The 17,119-nt window shown below is 59.7% G+C and carries 15 protein-coding genes; 6 read left to right on the top strand and 9 right to left on the bottom strand.

Features of this window, described 5'->3' with window-relative positions; all coding sequences use genetic code 11:
• Positions 1–61 precede the first annotated feature (61 nt).
• From JUI81_RS05230 to JUI81_RS05220, 3 genes are all read left to right on the top strand, one after another.
• A complete protein-coding gene (locus JUI81_RS05230; RefSeq protein ID WP_028940150.1) occupies positions 62–850 on the top strand; it encodes a helix-turn-helix transcriptional regulator in 789 nt (262 codons plus the stop codon).
• 72 nt (positions 851–922) lie between these two features.
• Positions 923–1,228, top strand: coding sequence for a PsiF family protein (locus tag JUI81_RS05225; protein ID WP_204123895.1), 306 nt, complete (start codon positions 923–925; stop codon positions 1,226–1,228).
• A gap of 172 nt (positions 1,229–1,400) precedes the next feature.
• Positions 1,401–2,414, top strand: a complete 1,014-nt coding sequence (locus JUI81_RS05220) for an AI-2E family transporter (RefSeq protein ID WP_018928460.1) — start codon at positions 1,401–1,403, stop codon at positions 2,412–2,414.
• A gap of 129 nt (positions 2,415–2,543) precedes the next feature.
• Here JUI81_RS05220 and JUI81_RS05215 read toward each other — a convergent pair whose 3' ends face one another.
• Entirely contained in the window at positions 2,544–3,818 is a 1,275-nt protein-coding gene (locus JUI81_RS05215; protein ID WP_028940149.1) for an Hsp70 family protein, read from the bottom strand.
• Positions 3,819–4,114: 296 nt separating this feature from the next.
• On the opposite strand from JUI81_RS05215, the gene JUI81_RS05210 reads away from it, so the two are divergent.
• Together JUI81_RS05210 and JUI81_RS05205 are read left to right on the top strand one after the other, a co-directional pair.
• Positions 4,115–5,062, top strand: coding sequence for a DnaJ C-terminal domain-containing protein (locus JUI81_RS05210; RefSeq protein WP_018928458.1), 948 nt, complete (start codon positions 4,115–4,117; stop codon positions 5,060–5,062).
• Positions 5,063–5,087: 25 nt separating this feature from the next.
• Complete coding sequence (locus JUI81_RS05205; protein WP_018928457.1) at positions 5,088–5,393, top strand: chaperone modulator CbpM; 306 nt, start codon at positions 5,088–5,090, stop codon at positions 5,391–5,393.
• Between the two features lie 163 nt (positions 5,394–5,556).
• Here the strand turns inward: JUI81_RS05205 and JUI81_RS05200 are convergent, their stop codons facing one another.
• Positions 5,557–6,684: a sensor histidine kinase KdpD gene (locus tag JUI81_RS05200; RefSeq protein WP_019582237.1), complete on the bottom strand. Its 1,128-nt coding sequence runs from the start codon at positions 6,682–6,684 to the stop codon at positions 5,557–5,559.
• Positions 6,685–6,926: 242 nt separating this feature from the next.
• Between JUI81_RS05200 and JUI81_RS05195 the strand changes: the two genes are divergently transcribed.
• Positions 6,927–11,837 (top strand): dermonecrotic toxin domain-containing protein, encoded by a 4,911-nt coding sequence (locus tag JUI81_RS05195; RefSeq protein WP_239077662.1) that lies wholly within the window; start codon positions 6,927–6,929, stop codon positions 11,835–11,837.
• Between the two features lie 75 nt (positions 11,838–11,912).
• On the opposite strand, the gene ureC is transcribed toward JUI81_RS05195, so the two are convergent.
• The 7 genes from ureC to urtE all read right to left on the bottom strand — a co-directional run bounded on the left by ureC (position 11,913) and on the right by urtE (position 17,065).
• The gene (ureC, locus tag JUI81_RS05190) at positions 11,913–13,613 is read right to left on the bottom strand and encodes an urease subunit alpha (RefSeq protein WP_019582239.1); all 1,701 of its coding nucleotides are present in this window, start codon (positions 13,611–13,613) and stop codon (positions 11,913–11,915) included.
• Positions 13,614–13,756: 143 nt separating this feature from the next.
• On the bottom strand, positions 13,757–14,062 hold the full coding sequence (locus tag JUI81_RS05185; RefSeq protein WP_008146494.1) for an urease subunit beta: 306 nt from the start codon (positions 14,060–14,062) through the stop codon (positions 13,757–13,759).
• Positions 14,062–14,595 carry a GNAT family N-acetyltransferase gene (locus JUI81_RS05180; RefSeq protein ID WP_018928452.1) on the bottom strand — a complete coding sequence of 178 codons (534 nt, stop codon included), beginning with the start codon at positions 14,593–14,595 and terminating at the stop codon, positions 14,062–14,064. The genes JUI81_RS05185 and JUI81_RS05180 overlap by 1 nt, the downstream gene beginning before the upstream one ends.
• 6 nt (positions 14,596–14,601) lie before the next feature.
• Complete coding sequence (locus JUI81_RS05175; protein ID WP_019650649.1) at positions 14,602–15,135, bottom strand: GNAT family N-acetyltransferase; 534 nt, start codon at positions 15,133–15,135, stop codon at positions 14,602–14,604.
• Positions 15,136–15,144: 9 nt separating this feature from the next.
• Positions 15,145–15,447: an urease subunit gamma gene (gene ureA / locus JUI81_RS05170; RefSeq protein WP_007937143.1), complete on the bottom strand. Its 303-nt coding sequence runs from the start codon at positions 15,445–15,447 to the stop codon at positions 15,145–15,147.
• A 48-nt stretch (positions 15,448–15,495) separates the two neighbouring features.
• Positions 15,496–16,335, bottom strand: a complete 840-nt coding sequence (locus JUI81_RS05165) for an urease accessory protein UreD (RefSeq protein ID WP_028940147.1) — start codon at positions 16,333–16,335, stop codon at positions 15,496–15,498.
• A gap of 31 nt (positions 16,336–16,366) precedes the next feature.
• Positions 16,367–17,065 (bottom strand): urea ABC transporter ATP-binding subunit UrtE, encoded by a 699-nt coding sequence (gene urtE / locus JUI81_RS05160; RefSeq protein WP_019582243.1) that lies wholly within the window; start codon positions 17,063–17,065, stop codon positions 16,367–16,369.
• Between the last annotated feature and the right edge of the window lie 54 nt (positions 17,066–17,119).

The following is a 17,119-nucleotide window of genomic DNA, read 5'->3' as shown; positions in this document are numbered from 1 at the left end:
CGTCTGTCTGGATGCAAGCCTATACTGCGATCCAGACAACCTGCCCCTGATTCCGGACAGCATGAACAGTAAACACATCGACCTGCTGGATTTCAGCGAACTGCCGTCGGCGGTGTATTTCCGCTATGCCGACTTCAGCGCTCACGAATACGCTGCGCCTCACCGGCATCCGTGGGGCACGCTGGAGTACGCCGCCCATGGCGTGTTGCACATGGAAGTCGATGGCAGCCGTTTCATGTCGCCGCCGCAGTACGCGGTGTGGGTGCCGCCCGGGACCGAACACAGTTTCTATAGCCATCAGCCGATCAACTATCGCGCGGTCTGCCTCGCGCCGACGCTGTGCCGCAATCTGCAGCAACAGGCCTGCACCCTGGCGATCAGCGACATCCTCAAGGCGATCCTGAAAGACTTCGCCGCCCGCGATGTGAAAATTCCCGAGCACGACGCGGACCAGCGTCTGGCTCAAGTGCTGGTGGACCAACTGCAACAGGCGCCCATGCATGAGTGCTATTTGCCCTACGCCAGCAGCCCCGGGTTACTTGGCATTCTGGAAGCCTTGCAGGCCGAGCCTGGGGATAACCGGCCATTGGCGTATTGGGCCGGGCAGGTTCACGTCAGCGAACGCACGCTGGCCCGGCAGTTTGTTCGCGAGTTGGGCATGAGTTTCGGTGAATGGCGGCAACGGTTGCGGTTTCTGGCGGCGATCGAAGCGCTGGACAGCCACCGCAGCATTCAGGAAATCGCCTTCGACATGGGTTACAGCACCGGCTCGGCGTTTATCGCGATGTTTCAACGCCAGGCCGGGTGCACGCCGGAACAGTATCGACGCAGCCACCTTGATAGCAGGTGAACGTGTAACAGGCTTTGTCTACACTCCAGAGCGAGGCCGTACCCATCGGTGCGGTAACAAGGAGAAAACTCCATGAAGATGTTGCGTGCCCCGTTGTTGATGATCGGTCTGCTGCTCTGCTCCCAGGGTTTCGCCGCCACTGCCCAACAGAACAAGATGACCACTTGCAATGCCGACGCTACCGCCAAGAACCTTAAAGGCGACGAGCGCAAAGCCTTCATGAGCAGCTGCCTCAAAGCCGCCCCGGCCGCCGATGCCGCCAAACCCCTGACTCCTCAGCAAGAAAAAATGAAAACCTGCAACGCCGATGCCGCCACCAAGGCCCTCAAGGGCGATGCGCGCAAAGCGTTCATGAGCGAGTGCCTGAAGAAAAAATAAACATCAAAAGATTGCAGCCTGCGGCAGCTCCCGCATGAGATCGCGTTCCCTGTAGGCGCTGCCACAGGCTGCGATCTTTTCGGGGTGACGCCGCTTGTGGGTCATCCGCTCGCTTCGGCGCCGGAACGCTGGCAGACTGCCAATCCTTTCACGTCGTTCGTTTTGAGGCTGTATGTCAGCGTTTTCTCAGCGTCAGGTCTTGTTGCTCATCAGTTGGGTCATCATCTTTGGCGGTTTGCTACTGGTGATCCCTCTGCGATTGCTGCCCAGCCTGCTGGCCGGGTTGTTGGTATTCGAACTGGTCAACATGCTCACGCCGCAATTGCAACGGCTGATCGAAGGCCGCCGTGCGCGCTGGTTGGCGGTGGCATTGCTGGGAACATTGGTGGTCAGTGTGCTGGCGCTGATCTTTGCCGGTGCGATCAGTTTCCTGCTGCACGAGGCGGAAAACCCCGGTGCTTCCCTCGACAAATTCATGGGCGTGGTCGACCGTGCACGCGGGCAGTTGCCGCCGTTCATCGATGCTTATTTACCGGCCAGTGCCGCCGAATTCCGGGTGGCCATCGGCGAGTGGATGAGCAAGCACTTGAGCGACTTGCAACTGGTGGGCAAGGACGCGGCGCACATGTTCGTGACGCTGCTGATCGGCATGGTGCTGGGCGCGATCATCGCCTTGCAGCGCGTGCCGGACCTGACCAAGCGCAAGCCCTTGGCCGCGGCGCTGTTCGACCGTTTGCACCTGTTGGTCCAGGCATTTCGCAACATCGTCTTCGCGCAGATCAAGATTTCCCTGCTCAACACCTTCTTCACCGGGATTTTCCTCGCGGTGGTCCTGCCGATGTTCGGGATCAAGCTGCCGCTGACCAAAACCCTGATCGTGCTGACTTTCCTGCTCGGCTTGTTGCCGGTGATCGGCAACCTGATGTCGAACACCTTGATCACCATCGTCGGCCTGTCGCTGTCGATCTGGGTGGCGGTGGCGGCGCTGGGTTATCTGATCTTTATCCACAAGCTCGAATACTTCCTCAACGCGCGCATCGTCGGCGGGCAGATCAGTGCCAAGTCGTGGGAGTTGCTGCTGGCGATGCTGGTGTTCGAAGCCGCGTTCGGCCTGCCGGGGGTGGTGGCAGGGCCGATTTATTACGCGTACCTGAAGAGTGAGTTGAAGCAGGTGGGGATGGTTTGATCCTGCGTTGATCTACTGTGGCGAGGGGGCTTGCCCCCGTTGGGTCGCGAAGCGGCCTCCCTTATCTCCAAAAGAAGGGACTGCTGCGCAGTCCAACGGGAGCAGGCTCCCTCGACACAGGGTTTCAGGTCAATCCATCGAGCCGTAACGCTTGGCCGCCTCGATCGCCAACCCGCTACCGATGCTGCCGAAGATATTCCCCTCAACATGCTGCGCCTTCGGCAACATCGCCGAGACGCTGTTACGCAGCGCCGGAATCCCGCTAGAACCGCCGGTGAAGAACACCGTATCCACCTGATCGACCCGCACATTGGCGTCGTTCAGCAACTGGGTCACGCTGTTGCGCACCCGCTCCAGCAAGTTGTCGATGGCTGATTCGAACAGCGCACGAGTCAGTTCCACACTCAAACCGGGCTCGATGCGGTCCAGCGGCACATGACGGCTGTCAGCGTGGGTCAGCTGGATCTTGGTTTCTTCCACTTCCATCGCCAGCCAGTGCCCGGCGCGCTGGTCGATCAGCTTGAACAGGCGATCGATGCCGCCGGTGTCTTCGATGTCGTAGCGCATGCTGCCCAGGGCCAGGGTCGATTTCTGCGAGTACACCGAGTTGATGGTGTGCCAGGTCGCCAGGTTCATGTGATGGCTGGTGGGCATGTAGGCGCCGCTCTTCATCCGGCTGCCGTAGCCGAACAGCGGCATCAGGCCTTGCAGGCTCAGCTGCTTGTCGAAATCGGTCCCGCCGATGTGCACGCCGCCGGTGGCGAGGATGTCGTCATGACGGTTGTCATGTCCGCGTCGCTCAGGGGACAGGCGCACCAGCGAGAAGTCCGACGTACCACCGCCGATGTCGACAATCAGTACCAGCTCTTCCTTTTCGATGGTGGATTCATAGTCGAACGCCGCTGCAATCGGCTCGTACTGGAACGAGACGTCCTTGAAACCAATGGCGCGGGCTACGTCCACCAGGGTGTTCTCGGCTTCCTGGTCGGCCAGTTCATCGTCATCGACGAAAAACACCGGACGGCCCAGCACCACTTCCTCGAACTCCCGACCGGCGGCGGTTTCGGCACGCTTTTTCAACTGGCCGATGAACAGCCCGAGCAGGTCCTTGAACGGCATCGCCGTGCCGAGGACGCTGGTGTCGTGCTTGATCAGCTTGGAGCCCAGCAGGCTCTTGAGCGAGCGCATCAACCGGCCTTCGTAACCTTCCAGGTACTCGTGCAGTGCCAGCCGGCCGTACACCGGGCGGCGTTCTTCCATATTGAAGAAGACCACCGAGGGCAGGGTTATCTTGTCGTCCTCCAGCGCGATCAGCGTTTCCATGCCGGGGCGCAGCCAGCCGACGGTGGAGTTGGACGTGCCGAAGTCGATACCGCAGGCACGGGCTGGAGATGCGTTTTTCATGTCTTTCAAGTTCCGGTTAAAAAACGGCCGCGCAGTGTATGTCAGTGCGGCGCAGATTCGAAGGCCGACTATCTGTTAAATCGCATTGATCTGCGCTTGAAAGATGGGCCATCGCCCCCAAACTTCCCTGCATAGGTTTGGCAATCCTTGGGCGACAGCAAGAACTGCGCCCGGCTGCCGATAAACTACTGATGCGCTACCCGGTCACAAAGTTGAGATTGATCAATCAAGACGCTGTAAACCAGAGCATGCTGTACCGAGTGGCGCGATTTCGATAATGGATGGTGATTCCCTCGATGGACTTCAAAGACTATTACAAGATTCTCGGCGTGGAGCCGACCGCGGACGATAAGGCGATCAAGGCCGCCTATCGGAAGCTGGCGCGCAAATACCACCCCGATGTCAGCAAGGAAAAGGACGCCGAGGCCAAGTTCAAGGATGCGTCGGAAGCCTATGAAGCGCTGAAAAGCGCCGACAAGCGCGCCGAATACGACGACTTGCGCAAATACGGTCACCACGGCCAGCCGTTCCAGGGCCCGCCGGGTTGGCAGAGTCGTGGTGGTTTCGGTGGCGGTGGTCAGGACACGGGCGATTTCTCGGACTTCTTCAGTTCGATCTTCGGCAACCGTGGTTCGGGTTTCGGTGGTGGTGGACGGTCGGGCCATAGCGCCGGTCGTCGAGGGCAAGACGTGGAAATGGAATTACCGGTTTTTCTGGAAGAAACCCTCTCGACCGAATCGAAGAAGGTCAGCTTCCAGGTGCCGCAGTACAACGCTGCCGGCCAGCATGTCAGCAACACCAGCAAAAGCCTGAACGTGAAGATCCCCGCCGGCGTGACCGACGGCGAGCGCATCCGCCTCAAGGGCCAGGGTGCTCCGGGCATCGGTGGCGGGGCCAATGGCGACTTGTACCTGACCATTCGTTTTGCGCCGCACCCCAAATTCGATGTCGAAGGCGAAAACCTGATCATCACCTTGCCACTGGCGCCGTGGGAACTGGCGCTGGGGACCGAAGTCGCGGTGCCGACCCTGACCGGCAAGATCAACCTCAAGGTGCCGGCCGGCAGCCAGAATGGCCAGCGTATGCGCGCCAAGGGCCACGGCCTGATGCACAAGGCCGGGCACCGTGGTTACCTGTTCGTGCAGCTCAAGGCGGTGATGCCGAAAAAACTCGACCATGACGTCAAGGCGTTGTGGGAGGAGTTGGCGAAAAAAGCTGCTTTCGATCCGCGAGAGAATTTTTGATTCCAAATTAAGGAGGAGCCCAATCATGAGCGACCCCGTGATCGTTCTATTGGACCTGGCAGAATTCTGTGAGGCGACCGAGTTGTCGGACGTGCATGTGATCGAGATCGTCGAACACGGCATCCTCGAACCACAGGGGACAGAGCCCAAGGATTGGCGTTTCACCGACTACGAACTGGTATTGGCCAAGCGCGCCGCCAAGCTGCGGCGCGACTTGGAACTGGAATGGGAAGGCGTCGCCCTGGCGCTGGACCTGCTTGACGAGGTCCAGCAGCTGCGGGCCGAGAACCGCATGCTCAAGCAGCGGTTGGGGCGCTTGGTGATCGAATAGTTGTAAACACTAAACCTGTGGCGAGGGGGCTTGCCCCCGTTGGGTTGCGTAGCGACCCCAAATCCGGTCATCGCGGTTTTTCAGACTGACCGCATGCGTCGATTTTACGACTGCTGCGCAGCCGAACGGGGGCAAGCCCCCTCGCCACAGCGGTCCCAAGGCGTCACACCTTCCTGGGCAACACCACGCTAAACAGTGTGCCCTCAGCCTCGTTGGAACTGACCTCGATCGTCCCTTGATGGGCATCAACCACTTCCTTGACGATGAACAATCCCAGACCAAGGCTGGTGCTAGGAGCTCCGAGTTCTTCGTCGGCACTGCGTACCAACGGATCGAAGATGGTGCCGATTGCCTCGGGTGGAATCGGCGCACCGTCGTTGTGCACGGTGAGGCGAACGCTGTCCGTTTCACCCCTGAGGGTCAGTTTGATCACGCTGTGGTTCGAACCGTGCTGCAAGGCATTGCCGATCAGGTTCTGCAGCATTTGAGCGAGCCTTCGGCCATCCCATACACCCCGGGTATCACCTTCGACGCTCAGTGTCGGATCGCATTGCGGATGAGCAGCGCAGGCTTGGGCAATCGCTTCGCGCGCCGCCTCGGCCAGGTCCATGGGCGCCGGTTCGATCGGCAGGCGCTTGCCCAGGCGACTGCGCACCAGTTCCAGCAAATCGCTGACCATCACCGCCATGTGCCGAGCGCCACGCTGGATATGGATTGCACACGTCAGCGCGTCGCCTTCGAGAGCGGCTTTGCGCAGCAGCATCTCCGTGGACATGCTCACCGCTTGCAGCGGCGCGCGCAGGTCATGGCCGAGGATCGCCAAAAAGATGTCCCGGGAGCGATTGACCTGCTCGGCATAAGCCTCGGTGGATTCGGCCAGGGCTTCGTCGATGGCCTCGTTGAAACGGATCATGTCCTGGAAATAGGCGATGTCCGGGGCGTCCAGGCTGTCGACCCACAACCGAATCACACAGGCACGCAAATGGCGGAACTCACTGGTCATCTGCACCAGGTCGAAGCCCACGGTATGCCGCAGTTCGCCATGGCTGGCACCCGCTTCATCCAGGCTTGGGGTTTTCTCCGGGCCTTCGCCCTTGGCCTTGGCGAGCTGTTCGCTGGCGGTTTGCGCGGTGGTCATGTCCCGCGCTGCCGCCAGCAGAATCGCCTTGGCGTGGTCGCGCAAGGCTGCTTGATCCATGTACTCGGCCGCCGGGGCGATCGTTCTGGCGAACTGTTCCCATTCATCGACGATACGGTCCACGTGTTGCCTGATGAATTCGGATAAGCGCATGGCCGGCACACCTGACTGGAAACTCTTGGCATCTTAGCCCCTTTGCCGACGGGTAAAAACTACCGCTGACAAGGCGGATCAGGCTTGCGAGTTTTGCGGGTGGTATTTAATTGTTTTTTAGATTCTCAAGTTGAGTGGTGTTGTTTGTTTTATCGCTGTTTTCCAACAACTATTTGAGCTTTTATTTTTGTCGTCATTGAATAAGCTAGGCGTTCTGTTGATCGCATAGGGATACATGCGTAATGAATGAAGTATCAGAAGGATCTGTTTCGGGCACGTCTCCAGTGCCCGCTGTCGATGAAAATATTCATCTGAATTATCTTGCAACCAAAGTGCCGGCGTTAATAAATAAGCCATTGGTATCAAAACTTGTATCAAATGCAATTCAGCCACCCGACTTTCCCGAGTGGTACGTCAAGGCCAGCGCTATCGACCGTCAGTATCTCAAGGAGCTCATGAGTGAGCGCTGGCGATTGCAGGACGGTCTGGATGTCACACTGGGCAATTTACAAAAGGACATCAATAAGTTCGCCGAACCCTTGCTTGTTCAGGCCCTGAAAGAAAAGCTGAACCTGGATCTGGACGTTCATGCGACATCGGTACGGCTTTATATTCCGGCCCTTCTGGGTTTTGGCATCGACACCAATGCCAGTCGGCTCAGGCAGTCAACTCTGCTGGAGGCCGCACTCCATAACTTCGAGGAGTCTGAAACCCGTGCTGGCACCTTTCGTGATGGCTCCGGCATTTTCATTACCGACGCCGAAGGAGCCCTCAAGCGCCATTCATTGACCATCGAAAGTTTTGCGAGTCTTTGCAGGGATCTGGATCTCGGTGCGCAATATCAGCGACACATCACAGAGTTGCTGGCCCCTGCGGCGGGAGGTGCAAAGGCCTCACTTGAGCAACACTTCATCGGGACCGAAAAAGCTGCGTTCAATGAGTCGGCGCTGATTGCATATTTGAAGGGCGATATCACTTCTTATGCGTACGGCAAGTTGCAGCAACTGCGAGACAACCAGACAAACATCACGATGGGCAAGCGCCCGTTACAGTCTCATCGACTGTCTCTTTTGGGGGTGAAACTGTCGGGTATCGTGTTGTTCAGTGCAGTGGCTGATTCAACACGAGTAAAGCGAATCTACAATAGCCTGGTTCCGACACACCAACGAACAATGATGGAGTGGTCGCGCAAACTGGCTATTCTGCCCGGGCAGGAGTTTGATCAATTCAAACTACTCAAAGCCTTTTTTGCCAACGGGCCAAGCGGTGTGGTCGACGAGATACAGAGTAGAAACGATATTTTTACGCAAAGCCGGCTCGATGGCGCCTTGATCGCCTACGTACCTGAAGACCCTGAACATCCTTTGAAGGAATACCCGTCCTTCACCGATTTCATGAAGGAGCTGACGAGCCAATTGCGCTCGTCGGACTACCAGCAGTTCTTCAGTCGGTTCGTACCGCAAAAAGACAAGGGCAGGTTTTTCGCACGCGTCAGAGAGCGCTTCAGCACCTTTACCTGGCAGCAGCGGGAACCGTTGAGCATGGGGCCATGGTGGCGGGAAACTGCAGTGGAAAACCCCGATGCAGAGCCGATCACCAACGTGATTGAAGGCGCGCTCTGGCCTCAGCTCTGTCAATGGAGGCTCGACAAGGCCATCGCCGATGCGCGAGATATCGCCGTTCCCACTGACGATGAAGATGCCAATGCCCGTTGGGCGCGACTAAACAGTTACGCGAGCATCGGCTGGAACGTATTCAACTTCGGCGCGATGCTGGTACCGGGTTTGGGAGAGGCCATGCTGGGCATCATGGTCGGGCAAATGCTGCTCGAAACCATGGAGGGCATCGAAGACTGGAGCAAGGGAGACAAGGAAGAAGCGTCGGCGCTTCTGTGCGGTGTCCTGATCAATGCTGCCCAGCTGGCAATCATGGGGGCAGGGCATGTGTTGCCGACGGGCGCGGCGGCAGCGGTCAAGCCTTCGCCTTTTATCGACCAGTTGAAGCCGGTCGTACTCGCTGACGGCAAGACCCGCCTCTGGAACCCGGACTTGAGCCCGTACGAGCATCAAGTCAGTTTGAGTTCCGACTCGACGCCCAACGAGCGAGGCCTTCACGTGCACGGTGATAAGGAGTTGCTGCCGCGCGACAGCAAATACTTCGCGGTGCAGGACGATCCACTGACCGGCGAGCCAAGGATGCAGCATCCGGACCGGCCAACAGCTTACCAGCCAAAGCTTGACCACGATGGCGCCGGTACCTGGCACACCGAACTCGACCGCCCTGTCGAGTGGACTTCGGCCGAGCTCATGCGTGGGCTGGGGACGAAGTCAGAAGCGTTCGATGATGCAATGCTTGAACGCATCCGTATCGCCAGTGGTATCGAAGAAGATGTGTTGCGTCGGCTGCATGTCGAAAACGAAGCGCCGCCCGCGTTGCTGGTCGACACCCTCAACCGGTTCAAGGTGTGGGCGGAAACGGGGAAACTGCCTGAGAACGCCCAGTCAAACATTGCCGACGCCAGGACGCTTCAGGACACCTTCACGCAATTGCCCGCCAACATGGCAGAGGAGCTACTGAGCGCCGCTGATCCGGCTGACTTGCGAGTGCTGGCCGAGCAAAAGCGTATTGGCTTGCACCTCAGGCAGCAGGCGCGCGCCGCCTCGCTGGAGGTGCGTCTGTCGCGTGCCTATGAAGGGCTGTTCCTTGATTCACTGCAGGCGCTGGATACGGAAAAACTGGCACTGCATAGCCTGGAAAGCTTGCCGAACTGGCCGCCGGAGGTGCGCATCGAAATTCGCGAGCATTCTTTCACTGGCCGTCTGCGCGACAGCATTGGCCCAGAAGAAGCGGATGTGCGCAAAGTCCTGGTCAGCACGGAGAACGGTTATGAAGTGCGGGATGCCGAGGACAACCATCTGCACGGCGCGGATGACCTGTTTTCTTCGGTATTGCATGCCCTGCCTGACGCTGAACGCAAAGCACTGGGTTTTGAAATCAATCAAGGCGCGACACTCAAGCACACCGTTCAAAATGCACCATTGGCGCGTGACCAGCTGCGCCCGATGCTGGCGGACAGCCCCCTGCGCAAGCCGGCCTATGATCCCGAGACGATGAAGCTGCTCGGTGGAATGCCTCTTCCTCAAGGCATTCGACGGCTCACCGGACGCCTGACGTTGCAGGAACGCGTCAGGAGCGTGCGGCCGGGCTGGACGGAGGAGCAAGCCCAGGCTTATCTGGACGGTGCCGGCAACGAGGCTGACCCGGAACTGCGGGCCAGCGCGCTGGAAGCGGAATTCAACCGCCTCAATACCAACTTCCAGCGCTGGCTGAATTCGCCGACGGAAGCGTACAGATTCAGCCCTGCCGGCGTTGCCGAATGGCAGTCCAGAAACAAGTTGTACAAGGCCATTCGTCAGTGCTGGCAGCAAACCGGGCCCAGGGATGTGGACGCTTCCGGGAATCTACCGGGGACGGTGCTTGACCTCAGGAATATGCCCTTGGGGCGGCACTTCGGAACTATGCCCCCTCTGGAAGCCGATTTTCAGCACGTGACTTGTCTGAACTTGCTGGGCACTGAAATGACCGACGCTCACGTCGCCTTTCTTGATCATTTCCCCAAACTGCGTTCGCTCAACCTTACCGGCAACCGGCTCACGCATTTTCCCAGCGCCGTGGGGCGAATGATTGGGCTGACCGAGTTGTACCTCGCCGATAACCGGATTGTGCTGGATCTGCAGGGGGCTACGTACTTGAGATGGCTTACCCGACTTCAAAGTCTCGATTTGCAGGGGAACCCGCTGGGTCGAGTGCCGGATATCGGCGGCATGCGCCTGCTGCATACGGTGATGTTGGGCGAGACCGGCATTGATACCTGGCCGGACGGATTGTTTTCTCAAACCCGATTCCGGCATTTTTACTTGAATCTGCAACGCAATGAACTCACGTTCATCCCTCGGGCTACGCCCGGCTCTGTCGAGGCGGAACTGTTGGCTCGGACGGTAGTGAGTCGGGAACGGCAGTGGATGTCGGCCGATACTCTGAACACGCTCAGAGACAACATCAGGTCCGTCGGCCTGGACCCCGATCGTCCGTATCCGCCTCGTGGTGTGCGCGACAGCCTTGATTGGGAGGCAGGCCTGACGCGACGAGATTGGGTCGCCAAACAGGAGATATGGAACAGCGTGGAGGATGAGTTCGGCTCGGTGCATTTTTTCAATAAGATCAGGAAGCTCACCGAGTCCAGCCATTTCCAGAACGACAACGCATTCAGAGTGGACATGACGAGCAAGGTCTGGCGAATGCTGGAAGCGATGTCCAAGGACAGTGAGTTGCGGCGCAACCTTTTTGTCATGGGCAGGGACGAGGCTACCAACTGTGTGGATGCCGGGGCCCAGTTGTTCAATTCAATGGGTGTGGAGGTGCTGATCCACGAAGCTTATGCGCTGGGGAGTCCAAGCCTGGTGGAGGCTGAACTGGTGCAGCTTGCCAGAGGCAAATCCCGTCTGGATGAGTTGAGCCGGATTGCCCACCAAGTGGTCGCCAAACGACTGGCGGGCGGTGAACGATACATGGTGATCGATGCCAATGGCGATGCTTCGGGGAGCATCGATGAGGTCCAGGTACATCTGGGCTACATGACGGACCTGGCCGAGCGACTGGATCTGCCCTGGCAATCCCGTGATCTGCAGTTCCGCACGTACACGGACGTCACGCCTGAGATGATCGAAGATGCCTATCGGCGGGTACTGGATCTGGAGGCCGGCGATTTGCTGCGTGATTCCATCGTTGAACAGCCATTCTGGGCGTCTTACGTCCAGGGCTCGAATCGTCGCGCGTTCAAGGTGTTCAGGCGTCGAATCGATGCAACGACGGAGTTTTTCATGGCGCTTGATAAGCGCGCGACCGAACAGGATCTTTCGCTTGAGGCAAAGGCCGGCCTGAAAGAGGAGCTGAGGGTACTCGCCGCAGAGCTGGGCAAACCGGACAGCGCGATCAGCCCGGGGCAAGTCATGACCAATGAGGCCTATGCTGGCGAGTTGAACTTGATCGACACCGAGATGAAAACGCTGCTGAAGACCCTGACCCAACAGGCGATGGATCGGGCGAAACTGCAAAATGCGGAAATTCCCCTTACGGTTAAACCGAGCAACTGATTGACCTGACAGTACAGCCATCCCGGCACGAAGATTGACGCCCTTCGTGCCGGGTTTTTTATGCCTGACTGGAAATCAAAACAGAAAATACCGCTGGGCCATCGGCAACACATCCGCCGGTTCGCACCACAGCAGTACGCCGTCAGCCTTGACCTGATAGGTCTGCGGATCGACATCAATGTCCGGCAGATAGTCGTTGTGGATCAGATCGGTTTTCTGCACCTCGCGGCACCCTTTGACCACTGCGATTTTTTTCTTCAAACCCAGCGCCTCAGGCAGACCCGCCTCCTGTGCAGCCTGGCTGATAAAGGTCAGGCTGGTGGCGTGCAGCGAGCCGCCATAACTGGCGAACATCGGTCGGTAATGCACCGGTTGCGGCGTCGGAATCGAGGCATTGGCGTCGCCCATGAGGCTGGCGGCGATGGCGCCACCCTTGAGGATGAGCGTCGGTTTGACGCCGAAAAACGCTGGGCGCCAGAGCACCAGGTCGGCCCATTTGCCGACTTCGATCGAGCCCACTTCATGGCTGATGCCATGGGTGATTGCCGGGTTGATCGTGTACTTGGCGATGTAGCGTTTGGCGCGGAAATTGTCGTTGCCTTGGCCATCGCCCGGCAGTGGTCCGCGCTGTTTTTTCATCTTGTCGGCGGTCTGCCAGGTGCGGGTGATGACTTCGCCGACGCGGCCCATGGCCTGGCTGTCGGAGCTGATCATCGAGAACGCGCCGAGGTCGTGGAGGATGTCTTCGGCGGCGATGGTTTCGCGGCGGATGCGGCTTTCAGCGAAGGCCACGTCTTCGGCAATGCTCGGGTCCAGGTGGTGGCAGACCATCAGCATATCGAGGTGTTCGTCGATGGTGTTGCGGGTGAACGGCCGGGTCGGGTTGGTGGAACTCGGCAGCACATTGGCGAAACCGCAGGCCTTGATGATGTCCGGTGCGTGACCGCCACCGGCACCCTCGGTGTGATAGGTGTGGATGGTGCGGCCCTTGAAGGCGGCGAGGGTGGTTTCGACGAAGCCGGACTCGTTGAGAGTGTCGGTGTGAATCGCCACTTGCACGTCGTACTGATCAGCGACGCTCAGGCAGTTGTCGATGCTCGCGGGCGTGGTGCCCCAGTCTTCGTGCAACTTCAGGCCGATGGCGCCGGCCTTGACCTGTTCGATCAGCGGTTCCGGCAGGCTGGCGTTGCCCTTGCCGGTGAGGCCGATGTTCATCGGAAACGCATCGGCGGCCTGGAGCATGCGCGCCAGGTGCCACGGCCCTGACGTGCAGGTGGTGGCGTTGGTGCCGGTGGCCGGTCCCGTGCCGCCGCCGATCATGGTGGTGACGCCGCTCATCAGCGCTTCTTCGATCTGCTGCGGGCAGATGAAGTGGATATGGGTGTCAATGCCGCCGGCAGTGAGGATCATGCCTTCACCGGCGATCACTTCAGTGCTGGCGCCGACCGCGATGGTGACGTTGGGCTGGATGTCCGGGTTGCCGGCCTTGCCGATGGCGGCGATGCGCCCATCCTTGAGGCCGACGTCGGCCTTGACGATGCCCCAGTGGTCGATGATCAGCGCGTTGGTGATCAGGGTGTCGACGACATCGCGTGCCAGCAGTTGGCTTTGGCCCTGGCCGTCGCGAATGACTTTGCCGCCGCCGAATTTCACTTCTTCGCCGTAGGTGGTGAAGTCCTGTTCCACTTCGATCCACAGTTCGGTGTCGGCCAGGCGGACCTTGTCACCGACGGTGGGGCCGAACATGTCGGCGTAGGCTTGTCTTGAGATTTTCATGCGCTTGCCTTGGGATTCAATTGGGTTTGAGACTGTTCGCTTCGCTCACAGATTCGCGGGCAAGCCTCGCTCCTACAGGGGGATGCGATTAATTGTAGGAGCGAGGCTTGCCCGCGAAGGGGCCGGTGCGGACAACGCATTACTTACAGGTCGCCCATGATCCTGCCGGCAAACCCGAACACCCGGCGATGCCCGGCCAGGTCCACCAGCTCGACCTCGCGGCTCTGCCCCGGTTCGAAGCGCACCGCGGTGCCGGCGGGGATGTTCAGGCGCATGCCACGGCTGGCGGCGCGGTCGAAGGTCAGCGCGTCGTTGGTTTCGAAGAAGTGATAATGCGAGCCGACCTGGATCGGCCGGTCGCCGCTGTTGGCCACCTTCAGGCTGACAGTGCGTCGGCCCACGTTAAGCTCGATGTCGCCGGGCTGGATCTGGTACTCACCGGGAATCATCACTGGGCTCCTTGGAGAATCTTGTAGTAGAGGGCGGTCGGTTTGTAGCGCCCGTTCGGGTCGCAGGCGTAGTCCGGGATTTCGCCGGCACGGGTGTAACCCAGGGCCTTGTAGAAGTCTTCGGCGGGGGAGCCGGCCTCGGTGTCGAGGTAGAGCATGCCGCGCTTGTGCTGGCGGGCCGCAAGCTCAAGGGCATGCATCAACTGTTGGCCCAGGCCGCGACGACGGGCGTGTTCACGCACCAGCAGTTTCTGCACTTCGGCGCGATTGAGCCCATTGGCTTTCTGGCACAGGTTCAGTTGCACGCTGGCCTGCACCTGTTCGTCCTTGACCACCACCCACAGCAGCACATTACCTTTGTTCAGGTTGTCCTGGACTTCATCGAAATGAGCTCGGGCCTGGGTGGCGTCCAGATCCGCCATGAACCCGACGCTGGCGCCATAGCCGACGGCGTCGAGCAGCAGATCAATCAAACCCTGACGATAGTGCGCAAAGCTTTCAACATTGACGCGTCGCAGTTGGGCGGCGTTCATGGGGCATCACTCCTTGTGGGGACCGGGGGGCATTGCGCCCGGATCGAGGATCAGTTGCATGAAGGTCAGGTCCAGCCAGCGGCCGAACTTGGTACCCACCTGCGGCATTTGGCCGGTAACGACAAAACCGGCCCGATCGTGCAGCCGGATCGAGGCGCCATTACCGCTTTCTATGGCGGCGACCATCACGTGTTTGTTGCAGCCTTTGGCGCGCTCGATCAGCGCTGCCATCAGTTGCGGGCCGAGGCCGTTGCCGCGCTGGTCGTTGCGCACGTACACCGAGTGCTCGACCGTGTGACGGAACCCGTCGAAGGGTCGCCAGTCACCGAATGAAGCGTAGCCGAGTACGTTGTCGTCGCCGTCGACGATCACCAGAATCGGATAGCCCTGGGCCTGCCGCGCGCTGAACCAGGCCTGGCGGTTGCCCAGGTCCACGGCCTGTTCGTTCCAGATCGCCGTGGTGTTGAGCACGGCGTCGTTGTAGATGTCGCGGATCGCCGGCAGATCGGCGTGCAGCGCATCGCGGATGTGGTAAGTCATGGCGCAGCCTCAGGCGATCGGTTGGTGAACGGTGACCAGTTTGGTGCCGTCGGGAAACGTCGCTTCGACCTGGATCTCCGGGATCATTTCCGGGATGCCTTCCATCACTTGCTCGCGGCTGAGCAGGGTGGTGCCGTAGTGCATCAGCTCGGCCACGGTCTGGCCGTCACGCGCGCCTTCGAGCAGCGCCGCAGAAATGTAGGCCATGGCCTCCGGGTAATTGAGTTTCACGCCGCGAGCCAAACGCCGCTCGGCCACGAGGCCGGCGGTGAAGATCAGCAGCTTGTCTTTTTCGCGTGGGGTCAGGTCCATCGTAGAAATCCATAATCGGCAGTTAAAAAGTCTTCTGTAGGAGCGTATTCAGGTGGCCCATATTCTGGGCGGAACGGCTTCACGGCCGAGCAACGCAGGCCGGAGCAATCGCCATAAATCAATCAGCCAGCCCCGTGCCAACAGCGCCTCGCTGGCCAGGCACCGGGCGACCAGCAGCCCCGGCAGCTGCGTCAGATCCCCGCGCACCTCATTGGGCAGCGAGCGGCACTTCTCCAGCAATTCACTATCAATCTCTCCGGTCACCAGCAACGTCGCAAACACCGGTTGCCCATCCAGCCCGATCGGCGAGTCCAGCAAACCGTCATCCCCGGCAATGCGCTGGCGTTCGTGCCAGAGCAACTGGCCGTCGCGGCGGATATCCAGGTGGGTCTGGAAGTGACCGAGGTCGAAGCGCTCGCCACTGGCCGGACGCCCCAGCGCTACCACGTCCCAGTAGAACAACCGGGCATCGCCCTCAAGATCAATGCTCGTGCTGAGTTCAGCCTGAGCGGCGCTGAAGATAATCGTTTCTTGCGGCAGCCACTCCAACGTAGCACCGGCGGCAACGCGCAAGTCGAGTTTCTGATAAGCCGGCCCGGCCGCGCGATACCACTTGGCGGCGCCGGGGCTGGTGATTTGCGCCCAGGCGTGCGTGCCGACGCTGGCCGATATATCCAGCCGATCACCGCCGGCAATCCCCCCCGGCGGGTGGACGATGATGTGCTGACACACCTCGGGGCCTTCGGCATACAGGTGTTTCTGCACCCGCAGCGGGCCTTGATGACGGCGCTGCACCGGGCGGGTGCTGGCGCCGAAACGGGCGTAGCCCAGCTCCAGCTCGGCATGCCAGCTCGGGGTAAACAGCGCAGTGGGGAGAGGTAAATTCATATCGTCTAATTTATCGTCAGAAGGCTGCAGGTTAGATCGTAACCAGCCCACGCACACCTTCGGCTTCCATATTTTCGCCGCGACCTTGCTGCACGATCTCGCCCCGGGACATCACCAGGTACTGATCGGCCAGCTCGGCGGCGAAATCGTAGAACTGCTCCACCAGCAAAATCGCCATGTCGCCACGGGCTGCGAGCTTTTTGATCACTGCGCCGATTTCCTTGATCACCGACGGCTGGATGCCTTCGGTGGGCTCATCGAGAATCAGCAGCCGTGGACGACTGGCCAATGCCCTGCCGATTGCCAACTGTTGCTGCTGACCGCCGGACAAGTCACCGCCACGCCGTTGCTTCATTTGCAGCAGCACCGGGAACAGCTCGTAGATGAACGCCGGGACCTCTTTGGCTTCGGAACCCGGAAAGCGCGACAGGCCCATCAACAGGTTTTCTTCCACGGTCAATCGGCCGAAGATTTCCCGGCCCTGAGGCACGTAAGCGATACCGGCATGCACCCGTTGGTGCGGCTTGAACGTGGTGATCGGTTTACCTTCCCAGTTCACCGCGCCCTCCTTGGCCGGCAGCAAACCCATCAAGCATTTGAGCAAGGTGGTCTTGCCCACGCCGTTGCGCCCGAGCAGGCAGGTGACTTCGCCGACCTTCACCTCAAACGTCAGGCCCCGCAGGATGTGGCTACCGCCGTAGTACTGGTGCAGCTTGTCGACTTGCAGCATCTTCAAATTCCCCCTGTGATCGTTCCCACGCAGAGCGCGGAATCGATCAATTGC

Origin of the sequence: Pseudomonas sp. 008 (assembly GCF_016861935.1) — a bacterium.
Classification (GTDB): Bacteria; Pseudomonadota; Gammaproteobacteria; order Pseudomonadales; family Pseudomonadaceae; genus Aquipseudomonas.
The sequence above is the reverse complement of the archived record's forward strand: the minus strand, read 5'-3'. Positions and strand labels throughout refer to the sequence as shown.